The sequence below is a fragment of the Sutterella sp. KLE1602 genome, from assembly GCF_001578585.1.
In the GTDB taxonomy this organism is placed as follows: domain Bacteria; phylum Pseudomonadota; class Gammaproteobacteria; order Burkholderiales; family Burkholderiaceae_F; genus Sutterella; species Sutterella wadsworthensis_A.
Window position 1 is genome coordinate 1 of the sequence record NZ_KQ968541.1, and the last position, 19,205, is coordinate 19,205.

At 63.9% G+C, this 19,205-nt stretch carries 17 protein-coding genes and 1 pseudogene; 8 read left to right on the forward strand and 10 right to left on the reverse strand.

The features are described from left to right. Positions 1-29 precede the first annotated feature (29 nt). The 3 genes and pseudogenes from HMPREF3036_RS06605 (at position 30) to HMPREF3036_RS12270 (ending at position 2,613) form a co-directional block, all read left to right on the forward strand. A pseudogene (locus HMPREF3036_RS06605) lies at positions 30-2,105 on the forward strand (DMSO/selenate family reductase complex A subunit). Between the two features lie 17 nt (positions 2,106-2,122). Next, positions 2,123-2,410 (forward strand): 4Fe-4S dicluster domain-containing protein, encoded by a 288-nt coding sequence (locus tag HMPREF3036_RS12265; protein ID WP_231853590.1) that lies wholly within the window; start codon positions 2,123-2,125, stop codon positions 2,408-2,410. Then, positions 2,350-2,613 (forward strand): 4Fe-4S dicluster domain-containing protein, encoded by a 264-nt coding sequence (locus tag HMPREF3036_RS12270; protein WP_231853591.1) that lies wholly within the window; start codon positions 2,350-2,352, stop codon positions 2,611-2,613. The genes HMPREF3036_RS12265 and HMPREF3036_RS12270 overlap by 61 nt, the downstream gene beginning before the upstream one ends. Positions 2,614-2,741: 128 nt before the next feature. On the opposite strand, the gene HMPREF3036_RS06615 is transcribed toward HMPREF3036_RS12270, so the two are convergent. Next, complete coding sequence (locus HMPREF3036_RS06615) at positions 2,742-3,410, reverse strand: YczE/YyaS/YitT family protein (RefSeq protein WP_062332779.1); 669 nt, start codon at positions 3,408-3,410, stop codon at positions 2,742-2,744. Positions 3,411-3,547: 137 nt separating this feature from the next. On the opposite strand from HMPREF3036_RS06615, the gene HMPREF3036_RS06620 reads away from it, so the two are divergent. Beyond that, complete coding sequence (locus HMPREF3036_RS06620; RefSeq protein ID WP_062332782.1) at positions 3,548-4,327, forward strand: SDR family NAD(P)-dependent oxidoreductase; 780 nt, start codon at positions 3,548-3,550, stop codon at positions 4,325-4,327. 119 nt (positions 4,328-4,446) lie between these two features. Here the strand turns inward: HMPREF3036_RS06620 and HMPREF3036_RS06625 are convergent, their stop codons facing one another. From HMPREF3036_RS06625 to HMPREF3036_RS06640, 4 genes are all read right to left on the reverse strand, one after another. After that, positions 4,447-5,100, reverse strand: coding sequence for a hypothetical protein (locus HMPREF3036_RS06625; RefSeq protein ID WP_062332785.1), 654 nt, complete (start codon positions 5,098-5,100; stop codon positions 4,447-4,449). A 292-nt stretch (positions 5,101-5,392) separates the two neighbouring features. Continuing rightward, a complete protein-coding gene (hydE, locus tag HMPREF3036_RS06630) occupies positions 5,393-6,598 on the reverse strand; it encodes a [FeFe] hydrogenase H-cluster radical SAM maturase HydE (RefSeq protein WP_062332789.1) in 1,206 nt (401 codons plus the stop codon). A gap of 155 nt (positions 6,599-6,753) precedes the next feature. Continuing rightward, complete coding sequence (locus HMPREF3036_RS06635) at positions 6,754-7,140, reverse strand: hypothetical protein (RefSeq protein ID WP_038006940.1); 387 nt, start codon at positions 7,138-7,140, stop codon at positions 6,754-6,756. A 191-nt stretch (positions 7,141-7,331) separates the two neighbouring features. Continuing rightward, positions 7,332-7,841: an autotransporter domain-containing protein gene (locus HMPREF3036_RS06640; RefSeq protein ID WP_062332793.1), complete on the reverse strand. Its 510-nt coding sequence runs from the start codon at positions 7,839-7,841 to the stop codon at positions 7,332-7,334. A 177-nt stretch (positions 7,842-8,018) separates the two neighbouring features. Between HMPREF3036_RS06640 and HMPREF3036_RS06645 the strand changes: the two genes are divergently transcribed. From HMPREF3036_RS06645 to HMPREF3036_RS06655, 3 genes are all read left to right on the forward strand, one after another. Next, the gene (locus tag HMPREF3036_RS06645; RefSeq protein ID WP_062332796.1) at positions 8,019-9,578 is read left to right on the forward strand and encodes an AbgT family transporter; all 1,560 of its coding nucleotides are present in this window, start codon (positions 8,019-8,021) and stop codon (positions 9,576-9,578) included. Between the two features lie 114 nt (positions 9,579-9,692). Next, complete coding sequence (gene pepT, locus HMPREF3036_RS06650) at positions 9,693-10,937, forward strand: peptidase T (protein ID WP_062332800.1); 1,245 nt, start codon at positions 9,693-9,695, stop codon at positions 10,935-10,937. Between the two features lie 142 nt (positions 10,938-11,079). Then, a complete protein-coding gene (locus HMPREF3036_RS06655) occupies positions 11,080-12,090 on the forward strand; it encodes an asparaginase (RefSeq protein ID WP_062332803.1) in 1,011 nt (336 codons plus the stop codon). Between the two features lie 110 nt (positions 12,091-12,200). Here the strand turns inward: HMPREF3036_RS06655 and HMPREF3036_RS06660 are convergent, their stop codons facing one another. Together HMPREF3036_RS06660 and sstT are read right to left on the reverse strand one after the other, a co-directional pair. Further along, the gene (locus tag HMPREF3036_RS06660) at positions 12,201-13,652 is read right to left on the reverse strand and encodes an amino acid permease (RefSeq protein ID WP_062332807.1); all 1,452 of its coding nucleotides are present in this window, start codon (positions 13,650-13,652) and stop codon (positions 12,201-12,203) included. Positions 13,653-13,796: 144 nt separating this feature from the next. Continuing rightward, positions 13,797-15,065 carry a serine/threonine transporter SstT gene (sstT, locus tag HMPREF3036_RS06665; RefSeq protein WP_062332808.1) on the reverse strand — a complete coding sequence of 423 codons (1,269 nt, stop codon included), beginning with the start codon at positions 15,063-15,065 and terminating at the stop codon, positions 13,797-13,799. A gap of 278 nt (positions 15,066-15,343) precedes the next feature. Between sstT and HMPREF3036_RS06670 the strand changes: the two genes are divergently transcribed. Beyond that, complete coding sequence (locus HMPREF3036_RS06670) at positions 15,344-16,663, forward strand: RluA family pseudouridine synthase (protein WP_062332811.1); 1,320 nt, start codon at positions 15,344-15,346, stop codon at positions 16,661-16,663. A gap of 13 nt (positions 16,664-16,676) precedes the next feature. On the opposite strand, the gene HMPREF3036_RS06675 is transcribed toward HMPREF3036_RS06670, so the two are convergent. From HMPREF3036_RS06675 to hmpA, 3 genes are all read right to left on the reverse strand, one after another. Further along, the gene (locus HMPREF3036_RS06675) at positions 16,677-17,171 is read right to left on the reverse strand and encodes a pyridoxamine 5'-phosphate oxidase family protein (protein ID WP_062332814.1); all 495 of its coding nucleotides are present in this window, start codon (positions 17,169-17,171) and stop codon (positions 16,677-16,679) included. Between the two features lie 123 nt (positions 17,172-17,294). Beyond that, a complete protein-coding gene (locus HMPREF3036_RS06680; protein ID WP_082897389.1) occupies positions 17,295-17,816 on the reverse strand; it encodes an RrF2 family transcriptional regulator in 522 nt (173 codons plus the stop codon). 144 nt (positions 17,817-17,960) lie between these two features. Continuing rightward, positions 17,961-19,181, reverse strand: coding sequence for an NO-inducible flavohemoprotein (gene hmpA, locus HMPREF3036_RS06685; protein ID WP_062332820.1), 1,221 nt, complete (start codon positions 19,179-19,181; stop codon positions 17,961-17,963). Between the last annotated feature and the right edge of the window lie 24 nt (positions 19,182-19,205).

Genomic DNA, 19,205 nt, shown 5'->3' on the forward strand with positions numbered 1-19,205 from the left:
GAAGTCAGATGTTTCCTTGCGGCATTTCTATGAAGCGCGTGGGCGAGCGCGGCGAAGGCCGATTCGAGCGCATCTCCTGGGACGAGGCCCTCAAGACCGTCGCCGACAAGCTTCGCGAGACCGTCGAGAAGTATGGCAACGAATCGCTCTATTGGCAGTACTGCTCGGGCTAGCAGTCGCTCGTCAACTCCCGCCGAGCCTGGTGGCGCCTGCTCAATCTCTGCGGCGGTTATCTGAAGTATTACGGTTCCTATTCGACTGCTCAGATCTCGGCCGCCTTCCCGATGACCTACGGCGCGAGCCCGTCCTCTGACATCTCGGAAATCGCCAATGCGAAGCTCTACGTGACCTTCGGCCACAATCCCGCCGTCACGCGCGGCTCCGGACACGGAAAGTCCTGGCAGATGACCTGCACGCGCGAAGCCGAGGGCGGCAGGAAGCCGAAGATGATCGTGATCGATCCGATCTACAGCGACACGGCCGTCGCGCATGCCGACGAATGGATCCCGATCCGTCCCGGCACCGACGCGGCGCTCGTGGAGGCGATTGCCCACGAGCTCATCGTTCACGACCGTGTGGACCACGCGTTCCTCGCCCAATATTGCGTGGGCTACGATGAAGGCACCCTGCCCGCTTCCGCACCCAAGGGCTCGGACTACAAGAGCCACATTCTCGGCAGAGGGCCCGACGGCATCGAGAAGACGCCCGAATGGGCCTCCCGCATCACGGGCGTCCCCGTCGAGACGATCGTGAGGCTCGCCGAGGAGATCGGTACGACGAAGCCCGTCTTCTTCTCACAGGGCTGGGGCCCGCAGCGGCAGGCCAACGGCGAACAGACGAGCCGTGCCATTGCGATGCTTCCGATCCTCACGGGCAACGTCGGCCTTCCCGGCACGAGCACCGGCCAGCAGGAAGGCAACACGGCCGTGCCCGCAGTCTATCTGCCCGTCGGCACCAATCCCGTCAAGGCGACGATTCCGTGCTTCCTCTGGACCGATGCCATCGTGCGCGGCAGGGAGATGGATGACGTCCACGACGGCCTGCGCGGCGTGAAGACGCTCGGCCACGACATCAAGATGATCGTCAATTCGGGCGGCAACACGCTCATCAACCAGCACAGCGATTCGAACAGGACGGACGAAATCCTGCGCGACACCTCGAAGTGCGAGTTCATCGTCGTCTGCGACAACATGATGACCCCGTCGGCCCGCTACGCCGACATTCTCCTGCCGGACACGCTCGGACCCGAAGCGGACGACGTCACGGCCTCAGGCGGCTCCAACGGCGACTCCGCCGCCATCCTGCCGCTTCACAAGGCGGTCGAACCGCAGTGGGAGCAGCGCCCGACCTGGGAGATCTGCCGCGGCATCGCAAGGCATCTCGGCAAGGAAGAGGCCTTTACCGAAGGAAAGACCCAGCTCGAGTGGATCGAATGGTGCTACAACGAAACGCGCCGCAAGATCCCGTCGCTTCCCGACTTCGCGACCTTCTGGAAGACGGGGCCCGCTCACATCCATGATCTTCCCAACGCGGGCATCGCGCTCGAGGCGTTCCGCAAGGACCCGAAGGCCAATCCTCTCAAAACTCCGTCGGGCAGGATCGAGATCTACTCCGAGCGCCTTGCGAACATCGCGAAGAACTGGGTGCTTCCCAAGGGCGACGTCATTTCGCCGATTCCGATGTTCGTGCGCACCTGGGAGATGCCGGGCGACGCACTGCAGAAGAAGTATCCGCTCCAATGCTACGGTTATCACGGCCACGGCCGCATTCACTCGACCTTCCACAACCTGCCCGCACTTCGCGAGCAGTTCCCCGACGAGGTGCTCATCAACGTGCTCGATGCAGATGCTCGCGGCATCCGTTCGGGCGACCGCGTGCGCGTCTTCAATGACCGCGGTGCGGTCGAACTTGTGGCGAAGGTGACGCCGCGCATCATTCCGGGCGTCGTCTCGATCCCGCAGGGCGCGTGGTACAGGCCCGTGATGAAAGACGGCCGAAGGGTCGACGTTGGCGGCAACATCAATACGCTCACGTCGCTTCGCCCGAGCCCGCTCGCCAAGGGCAATCCGCAGCATACCAACCTCGTCGAGGTCGTCAAGGCTTGAGCAAAAGGAGATAGAACATGACAAAGCAATACGGTTTCGTCGTCGACGTCTCGCGCTGCACGGGCTGCAGGACCTGCGCCGTTGCATGCAAGGACGCGCACAATCTGCCCGTCGGCCTCAATCTGCGCCGCGTGCTCGAAGAAGCTTCGGGCAGCTGGCGTCAGGACCGCATGACGGGCGCCTGGCATCAGGACGTCCGCGCCTGGTACGTTTCGATCGCCTGCAACCACTGCGAGAACCCGGCATGTGCGCGCAGGCCTGCCCCTACGGTGCGCCTCAGCTCGATGAAAAGGCCCGCAAGATGATGAAGTGCGACGGCTGCCTCGATCGTCTCGAAAAGGGCGGCGCGCCCATCTGCGTCGAAGCCTGTCCGCAGCGCGCGATAAGCTTCGGCGAGATCTCCGAACTCAGAAGGACGTTCGGTACGCTCGCCGTGACGCCTCCCCTGCCCGATCCCGCACAGACCCGTCCCGCACTCGTGATCGTTCCGTCGCCCAAGGCGAAATGATCCCGATGCGCAGGGGCTGAGACGGATCCCGGCGTCCCTTGAAGAAGAACGGCCCGCTTCTCACATTCGAGAGGCGGGCCGTCTTTTCGTGGATCCTTTGAGGCATGCGGGACCGGAGGGACACGTCCTCAGAGCTGTTCTCCGGGCATGAGCACGGGCTTCACGCGCTTGATGAGCAAGCCCACGGCAAAGGCGGAGACGAGCGTGCCCGCGCCGATTCCGTAAAGATTTCCGAGAAAGACGAGGCCGACCGCGGCGGCCGCGATGACGCAGCCCACGTCGTTGGCGATCTTGATGGTCGGGAACGCACGTCCCGTCACGATCGAGGCGGCAAGCACGGCGCCGTCGATCGGCTGGAGGATGAGGCTCGAGCGAAGCTGCAGAAGAATGCCCGCCGCGATGACGACGTTCGCCAGGAGCGAGGCGCTCCAGCACGCAACGGCACCCTCGACGGGGACGCGGGAGAGAACCGCCATCCAGGCGTCGATCATCGCGCTGAAGAGAAGGACCGATGGGAGCTGCAGCCACTGGCGGCGCTCGAACCTTGAGCCGAGCATCACGATCTGCGAGAGGAAGAACGCAATGTTGATGATGAAGGTGGACGTCCCGAGCGTGACGCCCATCACGGCCGAGAGCGTAAGCGGCAGCGTGCTGATGGGCGTGGTGCCGAGATCTGCCCGCGTGATGAGCGCGATGCCGAGCGTGTGCACGGCCATGCCCGTGAGAAGCAGAAGGATTTGTGCAAGCAGATTTTTCCCGGAATCGGTCCCGTTCGGGCGCTCAATGGGGGTTGTCATGCGGTGGCTCAATGTCTCTAGGTTGTTTGCCGTATGGGACTATCCCGTGTTGGCGTCTTACCGCCTCGAAGGGGCGGGCGTTGGGGCGCAAGCCGTTGTACACTTGCGGCATCCATGCATTCTAGTGAGTCAGATCGATGCCAGACCACATTCAGCCGCTCGCCGTCATCACAGGCGCCTCGAGCGGCATCGGCCGGGAGCTCGCGAAGCTCGCAGCCCAGAAGGGCTACCGGCTTCTTCTCATCGCCCGCAACATGCGCGCTCTTGAAGTGCTGAGCCGCGACCTGAGGACCGAAACCCACCTGCTCGCGCTCGACCTGACGGCGGCGGGTGCGGTCGACCAGATCTCGAGCTGGCTCTCGGATCGGCAGATCGTGCCGGAGATCTTCATCAACAACGCGGGCTTCGGTGCCTTCGGTCCTGCGTCCGACATGGACGAGGCGATGTTGAAGAAGATGATCAGGCTCAACGTCATGGCGCTCACTAGCCTCTCGCTTCGCATGGCGCGCCGCATGAAGCGCGAGGGCCGCGGCAGGATCATGAACGTGGCCTCCACGGCCGCCTTCCAGCCCTGCCCCTACCTCGGCGTCTACGGCGCCACCAAGAGCTACGTGCTCTCCTTCACCGAGTCGCTCGCAGAGGAGCTCAAGGGCTCAGGCGTCACCGTCACCGCCTTCTGTCCCGGCCCCACGCGCACGCAGTTCGGTGTGACCGCGGGCCTCTCGCAGGAAAGCCCCTTCGATCGCCTTTCCGCCGACCCCGAACGCGTGGCCGAAACGGGCTTCAAGGGCATGATGGCGGGCCGCGTCGTCGTACTCGACGGCGCAGCCAACCGCTTCGGCGCCTTCATGACCCGATTTCTTCCCCGCTGCCTCGTGCGCACGATCGCGGGCGGAATGCTCGCTAAGTTAAAATAACAGCGCCGAAACGGTCGAACGCTTCTGAAAGATTCCGACGGCTTTCGAAGGCGGAATGAACAAAGGGACCCATGTCCATCAGGATTCGGGTCCCTTCCTTTTTGCGGGCTGCGGTCTTGTCAGACGGTCTTGATGCCGGCCTCCTTCTGTAGGCGTTCGGCGCGGGCCCTGCGGCGGCGCATTCGCAGGCAGTTGCCTGCATAGAAGGCGGCGCTCGTGAAGATCATCATGTAGGCGAGAAGTTCGGTGGATTCTTCCGAGAGGGTCTTCACCGAATAAAGGCCCGAGCAGGCCTCGCCCGCATAGGCGAGCCAGAGCGTCTGCATGCCGTAGAGGCGCGAGTAGACGAGCAGGATCGCTACGCCCGCGCACATGATCGGAAAGGCGCGGTGGCCGATGAAGTGGGCAAGCCCCGGAATGACGGTGCCGAGCCCCGCGGCCTTCACGGCCCAGGCGACACCGCAGAGCCAGACGAGCTCGCAGTAGACCCAGGCGTGGCCGATCCAACCGTCTAGCTCCCGGATGAAGAGCGCGACGAGAAAGCCGCCGACGAGCCACAGCCCGCCCGAGAGCGCCTTCTCAAGCGACGCGGTCCTGAGCGTGAAGATCGCCGCCGAAAGGAGCAGCGCTTCCTGGCCCAGCTCGATCAGACTCTCGACGGGGACGCTTACCCTGAGGTTCAGGACGTAGAGGCCGTAGGCGGACGCGCTTAGCAACGCACAGAAAAGAAACTGACCGATCCCAAGCAGGATCGTGCGGATTTCGGACTTCATGAGGGCGGGATTTGATTCTTGGGTCTTGCTCGGGTTAACCCGAGTTTTTGGGAAACCGTCCATTCTACCTGGCGGCGCGAAAACGTCAATACCCGTTCGCTCATTCCCGCTTTCCCCGTCTGCAAAGTTTTCTCGCCCAGCGGGACGCCCTGCTTTCGACTGCTGCACGGGCGGACTGAAAATGCCCTGTGGATGAGGAACGTAAGGGTGAAAAAAGCCCCGCTCGGGGCGGGGCTTTGCCGGAGGCCGGGCACACGGGGAGCCGCGGCGGGATTTCGGGCAGGTGTTGTTTTCACGCAACTTTTCCCGCAGCGATGGGGATGATCCTGCGGCCTTCGAGGGTCTTGGTACGCAGGCCCTCGGGTACGGCCTCGTCGGGGCGGCCGTTGCGGCGCAGCCACCTGCGGGAGCTTCCACTCATGTTCCAGCCGACGCTGCGGCCGATGGGGCGCAGGCGGTTTTCGAGGCAGGAGGCGCACTGGGTGGGCTCGTCGTCAAGGCAGGGCTTGTTGTCGTAGAGCTGGTAGCCCTCGCGGTACTGCTGTGGCGAGAGGTTGGGCATCACGACGTTGGCGCCGTAGGAGACGCCGAGCTCGCGGCCGTCGTCGCGGATGGCCTGAAGGGCCGTGGCGGCGGCGATGTTGACGGGGCCTAGCACGAGGCGCGTGACGGCGATCATGTTGAGGGCAAGCTGAAGGAGCGCCTTGGGCTCCATCTGCTCGTATTCCTGAAGCTCCCCGCCCTCGCTCATGAGGTAGGGGCCCATGCCGATCATGTCGACGTCGAACTGCTGGAAGGTGCGGATGTCGCGGCAGAGGTCCTCGAGCGACTGGCCGGGAATGCCGATCATGACGCCCGTACCCACCTGATAGCCCGCCTCGCGAAGGTCGCGAAGCATGCGGAAGCGGTTCTGAAGCTCCTTCTCATGGTCGCCGCGGGCGCCGTGAAGGACCTTGAAGAGCTCGGGGTTCGAGGTCTCGAATCTGGCGAGGTACCTGAGATTCGAGGGATTGCCCGAGGCCTTTGCGAGACGGCGGTAGGTCTCGATCGTCTGCTCGCCGAGCGAGAGCGTCACGCCCACGCCGTCGGGGAGCTTCTCCGAGACCGTGGCCTCGTGGATCGCCTCAAGGCACGATTCGACGAAGGCGATGTACTTCTCGTCGCGGCGCTCGCCCGACTGAAGGCAGATCGAGCCGTAGCCCTGATCGGCGGCCCATTTCGCGGCCGCGACGATCTCCTCCTTCGACATCGTGTAGCGCTCGACGTCGTGGTTCTCGCGACGAATGCCGCAGTAGCGGCAGCTCGCCGTGCAGATGTTCGAAAACTCGATGAGGCCGCGGTAGTACACGAAGCTGCCCATCAGCTCCGTCGTCCTGTCGTAGGCGGTCTTGCGCAGGAGCTCGCACTCCTCGGGATCCGTGAGGCCGAGAAGATGAACGATGTCGGCGTCCGACAGTTCTTCATGGGAGAGGATTTCACGCGTCTGCTCGATGGACATTGGGGTTGCTCCTAGTATGAGAGGCACATTATGCACGATCGGGACGGCTGGCGAAATACTCCCGATGGAGGGGGCGGCGCGTGCGCCGCACACTGAAAGTGCAAAAGCCCCGAGCGCGGAGCGGACGGGGCTTCGAATGAGGCGGGGCTGATGGATCAGCGGCGCTTGAGGTAGCAGCAGTTCTTCGGGAGCTTGCCGCGGACGTCCTGCACGAGGCGGCCGTCGTCGGAGACCTTAAGCACCATGTAGGGGCCGGTCTTGGCGTCGACGAGGGTCATAACGCCTTCCTTCACCGTGACGGTGCCGGCGGACTGGGCGGCGCCGTTGACGTCGGTCTGGAAGAGCACGAAGCAGCCGTACTTGTCGATGCTCAGATTCGTCTTCGTGGGATTGCCCTCGGCCGTGCAGAGGCGGCCGCGCCACTGGCCCTCAAGCTCGACCACCTCGGGAGGCGGCGCGGCGAAGGCGGTGGAAAGCGTAAGGGCGGCTGCAAGCGCGGCGGCGGTGCGCAGGATGGACATCTTCTTTTTCTTCCTCTTCAATTGGGTTGGTCTTGCCTGGAGGCGCCGGACGCGGATGTCCGGGAGGCACTGCCTCCATCATTCAATCGATTATGCACGCCTTCGATTATCCGACGCTGAAGCCCCATCGTCCAAAGACGAACCCGCCGGCCCGTGAGGACCGGCGGGGTGTTTCAGGCGAGCGTCAAGGGATTACAGTCCCCTCAGGCGCCTTACCAGACCCGGCGTGCGCTGATGGTGTAGCGGTAGTTTTCACGGATGTCTCCGCCCGCGATCTTTTCAAGGTCAGCCCAGACGAAGGCGTTGGGTGCGAGCTTGAAGTTCGCGCCGACGGCGTACTCGCTCCAACCGCCGTCAAGTTCGGTGCGGAAGGACTCGACCCTGCCCGCGTCGGCGACGGCATGGTATTCGTCCTCGCCCATCATCTCCCAGGCGCCCGAAACACGGGCGTAGAAGGTGCTCTTCTCGTTCGGGAACTCAAGGCCCGCGCGCACGCCCACGCGTCCGATCAGGCTCTGATAGTCGTCCTGGTGAACCGTGAAGCTGCGGCCCGCACGGAAGTCGTCGCCTTCGACCCAGGCCCAGGTGAGCGCGGCCTGAGGTTCGACGAAGAGACGCTCGGCGGGCTTGAAAGCGGCGCGAGCAAAAAACGTCTGGGGAACACGCGTTTCTGACGCTATTGTATTTCTTTTTCGCCACGCTCGCGCTGAGGCTGACGTCATGTGTTTCCGTTGCAATTGCGGCATGTCGGCCATGAATCATCTCCATCATCACTGGCAATTGGGGACGTCGGTCGCACAGGCTTTGTGGGCCGAAAAACCGAATTCGGGATTTTCCGTACAATAGAGCCTTCGGTCTCTGCCTGACGGAGGCCGTCCTTCCATCCTCAAGGACTACAAATGAATCCCACTCCCCCGCAAGCTGCAGGAAGCCTCAACCGGTTCCTCAACGCCATTGAGGCGGCAGGCAACAAGCTGCCGCACATCACGATGCTCTTCATTTGGGCGCTCGTGATCACGCTCGTGATCTCGCTCGCGCTCTCCTACGTCTCGTTCGACTACAGGCATCCGTCCACGGGTGCCGTGATCGCCGTGACGAACATGCTCGCCCCCGCGAACCTGCTTGATCTGGTCGTGAATTCCGTGAAGAACTTCATGGGCTTCCCGCCGCTGGGCATCACGCTCGTGGCGACGCTCGGCATCGGCATCGCCGAGGGATCGGGCTTCATCCACACGCTTCTCAGGAAGCTGATGAGCTACATCCCGCGCGCCTCGCTCACGCCGGCCGTCGTGATCGTCTCGATCCTCTGCCATGTGGCGAGCGACTCGGTGTACGTGATCCTCATGCCGCTTGCAGCCCTGATGTTCTATTGTGCGGGCCGTCATCCGCTCGCGGGCGTGGCCTGCTCGTTCGCCGGTCTCTCGGGCGGCTTCACGGCCTCCTACACGCCGTCCGTGATCGACCCCGTCATGCAGTCCTTCACCCAGGCTGCCGCCCAGACGCTCGATGCGTCCTACTCGGTGAACGTGCTCTGCAACTACTTCTTCGCGCTCGGCGGCACCTTCTTCGTGATCGCCGCCTGCTGGTACGTGACCGACAAGATCGTCGAGCCGCGCCTCTGGGCCACGATGCCGCTCGACAAGGGCCTCGAGAACGATCCCGACCTCAGGATTACGCCCGTGAGCGCCCTTGAGAACAGCGCCTACCGCAAGGCCTGCACGGTCTTCCTCGGCCTCGCCGCCCTGCTCTTCGTGCTCTGCTGGCCCGAAGGCTCCATGCTGCGCGCGCCCGACGGCTCCCTCACGAGCCCGAAGGCCCCCGTCATGCAGGCCATCGTTCCGCTCATCTTCATCTTCTTCTCGCTCCCCGGCATCGTCTACGGCTACGCCGCAGGCACCTTCAAGTCCTCGTCCGACGTGATCAAGTCGATGGAAGAGGTCATGAAGATGCTGCTCGGCTTCATGGTGTTCGCCTTCTTCGCCGCCCAGTTCCTCTACGTCTTCGGCAAGTCGGGCATCGGCACGCTGCTCGCCATCTCGGGCGCCGAGTTCCTCAAGGACCTCGGAATGCCGTCGGCGGGCTCGCTGCTGGGCATCATCATCTTCACCGGCATGCTCAACCTTCTCATCACCTCGGCGACCTCCAAGTGGGCGATCCTTTCGACCATCTTCGTCCCGATGCTGATGATGCTCGGCATCTCGCCTGAGCTCACCCAGGCCGCCTTCCGCGTGTCCGACTCGGCCGTGAACGTCTGCACCCCGATGTTCCCGTTCTATCCGCTCCTCATCATGTACTGCCAGAAGTACTGCAAGCAGGCGGGCGTCGGCACCCTGAGCTCGATGATGATCCCCTACACCCTCGCGCTCCTCGTCGCGCTTACCTTCGTGCTCTACGCCTTCTGGGGCATCGGCATCCCGATCGGCTTCGATTCGGGCTACGTCTACCCGCCCGTGAAGTAAGAGGCGCACCGCGCCCTGCCCGCACCCCGTCGAGGACGCCTCCCTTTCGGCTCCCGGCGGGGTTTCTCATGCAAAACCGATTTTCCTGCAATCCAAGAAAAAAGGACCGTCGTCATGACAGACATCCACCTTCCCTATGTCGACGAACTCAGAGACAACTTCCTGCGCTACGTCGCCGTCTCCTCCGAGAGCGACCCGAAGGCCGGCCGCGTGCCGAGCTCCGAGGGCCAGCGCGAGCTCGCGAAGCTTCTCGCCCGCGAACTTGAGGCGCTCGGGCTCGTCGAGATCGAACTGAACGAACACGCCATCCTGACGGCGCTTCTGCCCGCCAACGTCGAGGGCGCTCCCGCCGTGGGCTGGGTCGCGCATCTCGACACGGTGCCCGTGAGCCTCTCGCCCGACGTGAAGGCGCAGGTGATTCACTACGAAGGCGGGGACGTTCTCCTCAATGCCCAAAAGGACATTTGGGTGCGTCTCGAGGAGCATCCGGAACTTGCCGCATATGCGGGTCAGGACATCGTCTTTACGGACGGCACGAGCGTGCTCGGTGCCGACAACAAGGCGGCCGTTGCGAACGTGATGACGATGCTCGCCGTCGTGACGAGGGAAAACCGTCCGCACGGCGACATCCGCGTCGCCTTCGTGCCCGATGAAGAGATCGGTCTTTGCGGCTCCAAGCTCCTTGACCTCAAGAAGTTCAAGGTCGACTTCGCCTACACGATCGACTGCTGCGCGCTTGGCGAAATCGTCTGGGAGACCTTCAACGCCTGCTCGGTCTCGATCCGCATCAAGGGCGTGACGGCGCATCCGATGAGCGCCAAGGGCGTGCTCGTCAATCCGCTCCTCGTTGCGACCGACCTCATCAACAGGTTCGACCGCCTGCAGACGCCCGAGCAGACCGAGGGCAAGGAAGGCTACTGGTGGTTCACCGACTGCGAAGCCAACGCTGCCGAGTGCCGCCTCACGATGAACATCCGCGACTTCGACCGCAGCCGCTACGATTCCCGCAAGGCCTTCGTGCTTGAGGCGGTCGAGGCCGTGCGCGCACAGCATCCGCGCGCCGTCATCGAGACCGTACTCGTCGACGTCTACTCCAACATCGCCGACAGCCTCGGCGACGACCGCTCGCCGGTGGAGCTCCTCTACAAGGCTGCCGACAACCTCGGCATCACCACCAACACCATCGCCATGCGCGGCGGCACGGACGGCTCCGCCCTCTCCGCCAAGGGCCTCGTCACGCCCAACTACTTCACGGGCGCGTGCAACTTCCACAGCTATGCCGAGTTCCTCCCGCTCCCGAGCCTGCACAAGTCGCTCGAGATGACGCTCGAACTCGTTAGGCTTACGGCAGGGAAATAAGACCCTGACGGGAATTTAACGGAGGAAAAGGTCCTTTCGCCGGCGGCGGGAGGGCCTTTTTTGTCCGGCGGCGATGTATGCTGTTGGGATCATTGAAAAAACAGACAAACCCATCTTCAAGACAAAAGACAAAGGAGACACCATGCCGCATTGCGCATCCAAGGTCGTGATTCTCGCCACGGGCGGCACCATCGTCAGTTCGGGCGCGTCCGCCACGCAGATGACGGGCTACAGCATTCAGGGGCTCGGCGTCGAGGACCTGCTCTCGGCCGTTCCGATGCTGGCCGACGTGGCCGACGTCGAGGCCGCCCGGGTCTCGAACATTGACTCGAGCTCGATGACTTCGGAGGTCTGGTTGAAGCTCGCGAACGCGGTCGAGGAGGCTCTTCGCCGCGAGGACGTCTCGGGCGTCGTGATTACGCACGGCACCGACACGATGGAGGAGACCGCGTTCTTCCTCAATCTGGTGGTGAAGAGCGAAAAGCCCGTCGTGCTCACGGGCGCGATGCGTCCCGCCACGGCCCTTTCGGCCGAGGGGCCCCTCAACCTTCTCAACGCCGTTCGCATCGCGTCCGATCCGAAGGCTGCGGGCCGGGGCGTGCTCATCGCGCTCAACGACGTGATCGTCTCCGCGCGTGACGCCACGAAGACCCATCCCACCAATGTCGCCACCTTCAGGGGGCCGGATCTTGGCATGCTCGGCATGATCGCGGGCACGCACATCGAGTGGATCGCGAGGTCCGAAAAGCCCCATGGGGCCGCCACGCCCTTCACGCTTGAGGCGCTCGAAGCCCGTGTTGCGGCCGACGGCGCCCTGCCCCGCGTCGACATCGTGTATTCGCACGTCGACGACGACGACGTGATGGTTCGTGCGGCCATGGCTGCAGGCGCCCGTGCAATCGTGCATGCGGGGACCGGCAACGGCTCGATTCACGAGAAGACGGAAGGCGCCCTCATGGAGGCTGCCGCTCACGGCGTACTCGTCGTGCGCGCTTCGAGAACCCCGAGCGGCATGACCGTCGAGGGACTCGCCGAGTGGCAGGATGCGGGCTTCGTGCCTGCAGGGACGCTCAACCCGCAGAAGGCCCGTGTGCTCGCGCAGCTCTCGCTCGCCTGCGGCGTCGATCCCGCCCTCGCCTTCAGGACGTTCTGAAAGCCTTGAGGTGGAAACAGGGCCCTGACGGGTCCTGAATGCCAAAAGCAAACGGCCCCGCTCATCCTGTCATGAGCGGGGCCGTTTGTGTTCAGAGAGGCTTCAGGGTGTCAGTGCCTGCCGGCTTCGGCGAGGCGTGCGGCCTCGCGGCGGGCGTCGCGGCGGCGTGCGATGACGGGATAGAGGATCATGCAGGCTGCGGCGAAGGGAACGCCGAAGTAGAGCGCGAGTCGCTGCTCGGGGTCGAAGAGAAGCCCGATGAAGGCGACCGAGCAGAGGATGATCGCGAGGACGGGCACGACGGGAAAGAGCGGCGAGTGCCAGGCGAGGTCGGAGGCGGACTTGCCTTCGGCCTTGAGCTGCCTGCGAAAGCCGATGTGCGCGACGCTGATGGCAATCCAGACGGCGACGACGGAGAAGCCGACGATGGCGGTGAGGACCACGAAGACCGTATCGGCGGCGAAGACCGAGGTGAAGAGAGCGAGCCAACCGCCGAGCATGGAGAGCATGATGGCGTTGACCGGAAGGCCGCGCTTCGTGCGCTTCGAGGCCCAGGCGGGCAGCATGCCGTCGTGTGCGAGGGCCCAGATCATGCGGCCCGCGGCGTAGAGGTTCGAGTTCGCGGCCGAGATGACGGCCGTGAGGATCACGAAGTTGAAGAGGTCGGCGGCGTACGGAATGCCGATGCGCTCGAAGACCGTCACGAACGGGCTCTTGAGGATCGAGGCCTCCTCCATCGGAAGAAGCGCGGCGAGGATCACGATCGTGCCGATGAAGAAGAGCACGAGGCGCACGACGGTCGTGCGCACGGCCATCGGAATGACCTTCTCGGGATTCTGCGTTTCACCTGCAGCGACACCGATGAGTTCGGTGCCCGAGAAAGCGAAGTTGACGGCGATCATCGTCGTGAGCAGCGGCAGCAGGCCCTTCGGGAAGAGGCCACCTTCGGTGAGGTTGCTGAAGTAAGGCGCGGGAGAGCCGTCGGAGAGCGGAATGACGCCGAAGACGGCGAGGCCGCCCGCGATGATGAAGACCTGGATCGTGATCACCTTGATGAGCGAGAAGATGAATTCGCCCTCGGCGAAGAACTTCGTCGTGAAGACGTTCATCGCCAGAATCAGGAGGCAGTAGAAGAGACACCATATCCAGACGTCGACGTTCGGGAACCAGTACTGCATCGCGAGCCCCGCGCCCGTGAGCGACGTGCCGACGCTCACCGTGCAGGTCACCCAGTAGAGCCACGCGACCGTGAAGCCCGTGCGCGGCCCAATGAAGGTCGAGGCGTAGAGGTGGAAGCTGCCCGTCTGCGGCATCGCGACGCACAGTTCGCCCATCGAGAGCATGACGAGGTAGACGACGAGCGCGCCGATCAGATAGGCGACGACGGTGCCGAAGGCGCCCGTCTGGCCGATCACGAAGCCCGTGTTGAAGAAAAGGCCCGTCCCGATCACGCCGCCCAGGGACAGCATGATCAGGTGACGGGCCTTCATGGTTCTTTCAAATTGGGGGTGCTCGTCCTCGCGTACGAGCGGCGCCTTGGGTGTCAGGTCGGCTTCGGTCATGTGTGGGAATGCCTAGGGAAAATGTGGGTTGCAAAAAGGCGCGGACGGCGTAAGGCGACCGTCCGCGCCGGAATGTCTGGCGTTGCCCCTGGGGCGGTTTCGACTGACCGCCCCTAGGCAAACCATCGTATTTTACAGATATTCTCAGTTATTGCCGCAGTTGTTTTTCGCGGCCTCCTGCTCGGCCCTGATTCGGTCGGCGCGGTAGCAGGCGGCGATCGTGAAGAGGACGTCGGAGGAGGAGTTGAGGCCCGTTTCGGTCGAGTCCTGCAGGACGCTGATGATGAAGCCCACGGCCACGACCTGCATGGCGGTGTCCTGGTCGATGCCGAAGAGGCCGCAGGCGAGCGGGATCAGCATGAGCGAGCCGCCGGGAACGCCCGAGGTGCCCGCGGCGCAGACGCTCGCGATGACGGAGAGGAAGATCGCCGAGAACATGTCGACCTGGATGCCGAGCGAGTGCGCGGCCGAGAGCGTGATCACCGTGATCGTGACGGCGGCGCCCGCCATGTTGATCGTGGAGCCCACGGGAATCGAGATCGCATACGTGGATTCGGGCAGCTTCAGGCGCCGGCAGATGTCCATGTTGACCGGAATGTTCGCGGCCGACGAGCGCGTGAAGAAGGCGGAGACGCCCGACTCGCGCAGCACCATGAAGGTGAGCGGGTACGGATTGTCGTGCGTGGCGACCCAGACGATGAAGGGATTGAGCACGAGCGCGACGAAGGCCATGGCGCCGAGCAGCACGAGAAGAAGCTGCGCGTACTCGAGCATCACTTGGAAGCCTTCCGTGGCGAGCGTGTGGGACACGAGGCCGAAGATGCCGATCGGCGCAAAGCGGATCACAATCTGCACGATCGAGGAGACGGCCGACGAGGCGTCGCCCAGCACGATGCGGGTCTCCTCGCGGGACTTCCTCAGGATCATGCCCACGGCCACCGCCCAGGCGAGGATGCCGATGTAGTTCGCGTTCGCAATGGCGCGCACGGGATTGTCGACCACGTTGAGAAGGAGCTGCGTGAGCACTTGGGAGATTTCGCCGGGCGCCGCTGAGGACTGCGCGGCCCCCGTGAGCGTGATCGTCGTCGGGAACATGAAGCTCACGGCAACCGAGGCCATGGCCGCACCGAAGGTCGACGCCAGATAGAGCGCGATCACCGGACGGATGTGCATCTCGGTGGACATGGACGAATTCGCAATCGCGCTCGTCACGAGCACGAAGACGAGGACGGGGGCGACGCCCTTGAGGGCCGTCACGAAGATCTCGCCGAGAATGCCGACGTCCTTCGCGGCCGTGGGCCAGACGAAGGCGAGCGCGGCGCCCAGAACGAGCGCGACGAGAATCTGCCGGATGAGCGAGCCGTGAACGATCGGCTCGGCAAACCGGAAGACGCGGCTAAGACGCTTGGTCATGATGGAAAGCTGCTCCTGTGTGATGGTGGGGGTCCGAGAACGGGCGTCAGACGCACCCGCGCGGCCCTCGATCCTGCGGTCTGACGCCGCATCGGACGAGGGAAAGGAAAAAACTATAGCGCGCGCTCCCCGCCTTCGGCGTTCGAGCACACGCAAAACACGAACGAAATCCGTAAAAACCCCTAGATGTTACCGCCTAACATGTCTCATTTTCCGCGGTTCGCCGAGGATTCCGTAGAATCCCGACATTCCTCTCACATTCGATGAAGGCTTGAGCCATGCACGAAATCCTCTTTCCCTCCCCGTTCGGCACCCCGCCTTCGCCCGAACTCGTCGCCCGGGCGCGCCTCGCCCCCGTTCCTGCGGGCTTCACGGGACGAGCGGGCGTGCTTGTCTTCGAGGATGAGGCGGGCGTGCATGCCGAGCATGCCTTCGAGCCCGTGAGCCAGGCCTTGTGCGGTGCGGGCGGCGAAGGCCGCGACTGGTCGACCCTCAGGGCGGCGGCGCTCTGGCCCGGGATGTCGAGGGACGAGGTGCCCGAGCGCACGCTCGTCGACGGACGCGGCGTGAGGTTTACGGTGAGGGACTTTCTCAAGGCGATGTTCGAGCCCTACCCCGATCTGCCCGAAATGCAGGGCGGGCGAGAGCTCGAGACCAGAAAGGCGGGCTGGCGCATGGCGGTGACGGATGCGCTCACGAGCCCCGTCGTGGCGCTCGTTGCGGCACGAAACGAAGCCGCCGTCCGGGGGCGGATCTCGGGGAACGCGAGGATCATCGGGCTTGCCGAATGGTGGTGCGGCCCGACGCCCGCGCACGAAATACGATTTGACGGGACCTTCTACCCGCCGAGGGCCGCCGCGAAGTGGCTCTACGAGCGTCTCGTCGAAGGCCTCCCCGCCGCGCCCGTGCCGGCCATCGCGTCCGAAGAGGATTTTGAGACCCTTCCGGTGCTTTATTTCGATGACGACATCGTCGTGATCGACAAGCCGACGAGGCTCGCCTCGGTGCCGGGCGTGAGGGAGACGACCTCCGCCAAGGAGATTCTTGAAAAGCAGTTCGGGCCGCTGCGCATCGTGCACAGGCTCGACATGGACACCTCGGGGGTTCTGCTCTTTGCGAGAAACCTCAGGGCCGAGAAGGCGCTTCACGAGAGCTTTCGCGAGGGACTTGCGATGAAGTGCTACGTGGCGAGGCTCGAGGGCGTCCCCGAGCAGATGTCGGGCAGGATCGAGCTTCCGCTCGCCCTCAACAGGCTTGATCGTCCGCGCCAGTGCGTGCTCTCCGAAGCCGAGGGCGGCAAGCCCGCCGCCACCGACTGGGAGCTTCTGCGCGTCGAGACGATGCCCGACGGCAGGCGCAAGGCCCTCGTGAGCCTCTGGCCCGAGACGGGCCGCACGCACCAGCTGCGCGTGCACTGCGCGCACGCTGCAGGCATCGGCCTTCCGATCGACGGCGACAGCTTTTACGGCAGCCGCGGCATCCTCGCCGAGGAGAAGACCTCGCGACTCTGCCTCCATGCGGCCGAGCTCACGATTCCTCACCCGACGACGGGCATTCCCGTGCACTTCGAGGCGGCCGAGGCGTTCCCCAAGTTCTGAGAAAAGGCTCTGTTCAGCGCCTCATCTCGCGGGTCTTCCCGGAGATGACGTCGACGTCGATGCGCCAGACGTCGCAGCGGGCCATGTCGCCCTCGATGTAGGCACGCCTCTTCGCAATGGGCTGGCTTCCCGCCCAGCGCGCGCCGATGAGCCAGAGCGCGTGCATCTTCTCGATTTCGTCCGTGACGAGCGTCGCGCGCCCCTCGAAGACCGCAGAGCGGTAGTTCATCGAAAAGGCCGGTTCGTCGGGCTCGGTCATGCTGACGAAGACCATCGAGCAGCGCGGGTTTGAGGTGAGGTTCTCGAACTTTCGACCTGCACCTGCCGCCGCGTGAAAGTAGATCTTGTCGTCCTCGATGACGGGCGAGACGGGCGTGCCGTACGGTTCGCCCGAGGCGGACGCCGTCACGAGCGTGCCGTAGGGAGCCTCGTTCGCGGTGCGGCGGGCAAAGTCCTCGGAGGCCGCGCGGTCAGGGCGGCGCATGGGATGCAAGTTTGTGTGATTCATGGTCGGAGCTCCTTCTGGACAACATGGGTACCGTCATATTATCCGCGACTTGAGTGCCCGTTCCTGCACGTCAGAAACGAGCCACTGAAGCCCTCCGACGGCAGCGCCGTCCCGGCGTGCGTCTCATGCTTGCTGCCTGACTGAGGCCTGTTCCATCCGGTGTTCTGACCCGCCCGGGTCGTCGGCCGGCTCGTCGGAAATGGTTTGCGCCCTCGAGCACATCAGGTTCGAAACGCCATTCCCCGGCCCGCTGCGGCGGAGATCGGCGAGCGTGTATTGGTTGAGTTCCTTGTAGAAGGCTTCCCGGGCTCTGGCGAGCGCATCGATCAGCACGCATCTGCCGGCAAAGGGACAGGGCGGCTCGTTGCAGTCGACGAGCATGTCATTGTCTTCGAGTGTGCGCACGACGTCGCCGATTCGCAGGTCTTCAGGTTTGCAGGCCAGCCTGAGCCCGCCGTGCCGGCCGCGAACGGCGGAAAGCCACCCGGCTTTGACCATGGCGTTTGCGGTCTTGATGACCAGATTCTGGTTCCAGCAGAGGAATCTCGAGAGCTCCGGCACCGAATGGGGCGTCTCGGGGTCGGCCTCGTTGGCAAGGTGCATCAGAATTCTCAGGCCAAGGTCTGTAAATCGCTTCAGGTGCATGGTCGGTTCGGAGAAAGGATGAGAAAACGGGAATTTCCGTGAGGAGATTCCCGTATCATACTCGATGGACGGCAGCGTCCATGGCCTTCGCCTGGACGGCTCCCGATCCCTTAAAGGGATCGAAAGCGGTCCGCAGAATTCGGATCAGGCCTCGCTGCCCGTTCCGAACACTTCAGCGTGGATCTGCCGTGCCGGAACGCCAGCAGCTTCGAGAGCGGCGCGCATCCCTGACATGAAGTCGCCCGGGCCGCAGAGATAGGCGTCGACGTCGGCCGACGGTGCAAGCGCCCTGATGTCCTCCACGCTCGGACGGGCACCGAGCTTAACGCACGGACACTTGATGGTCGTGTCGGCTTCGGCAGGCTGTGTCACGAATGCAAGCAGCTTCGCGTTCTTCAGCTTGCCGGCAGCCTCACGAACCTCATTCACGAAGACGAGTTCAGACGCCGTGCGGGCAACCTGAACGAAGGTCACCTGACGCTCGGGCGTGTTTCGTGCGATCGATTCGAGCATGGCGAAAATCGGAGTGACGCCGATGCCGGCTCCGGCGAGGAACACCGGATTCGTACCTTCGGCAAGATGGAATTCGCCGGCGGGTGCCGAGACGTCGATGGTGTCGCCGGCCTTGAGGCACTTGTGCAGATGATTGGACATGAGGCCGGCGGGGGCATCGCCCGCGGCGGCAATGCGCTTGACGGAAATGCGGAGCTGGCTCCGGTCCTCCGGTGCCGCCGAGAGCGAATACTGGCGCGGTTGGACGAGCTTCAATTCGGGCAGATAGGCGCGCACCGACACGAACTGGCCGGGCTTCCAGACAGGCACCTTCCCGCCATCTGCAGGCGTCAGGTAAAGGCTCACGACGTCGGGCGTCTCTTCGACGCGTCTCGAGACGATGAAGGGGCGCCAGCCAGACCAGCCGCCGTCGGCGTTCGCCTGAGCCTCGTAGATGCCACTCTCGACTTCGATCATCAGGTCGGCGAGCTGCCCGTATGCGGCACCCCATGCTTCGAGGAGTTCATCGGAGGCCGCTTCTCCGAGAACCTCCCTGATGGAGGCCAGAAGATGCCGGCTGACAATCGGATAGTGCTCGGCGCGGATGCCGACCGTTGCGTGCTTCGAGGCGATGAACTTGACCGCGGGCAGAAGCACGGCCGGATTTTCGATGTTTTCTGCGTAGGCGAGGACGGCTTCAGCCAGTGCCTTCTGCTGACGTCCGCGGGCCTGATGAGCCTGGTTGAAAATGTTCCGAAGTTCGGGATTTCCTTCGAGCATGCGGCGGTAGAAGTGCGTTGTGAGCAAAACGCCGTGTTCACGAAGTACCGGCACGGTGGCCTTGACTTGTTCGATCTGTCGGGGTGTCAGCATGGATTGGTCTCCCAGTTGCAATGG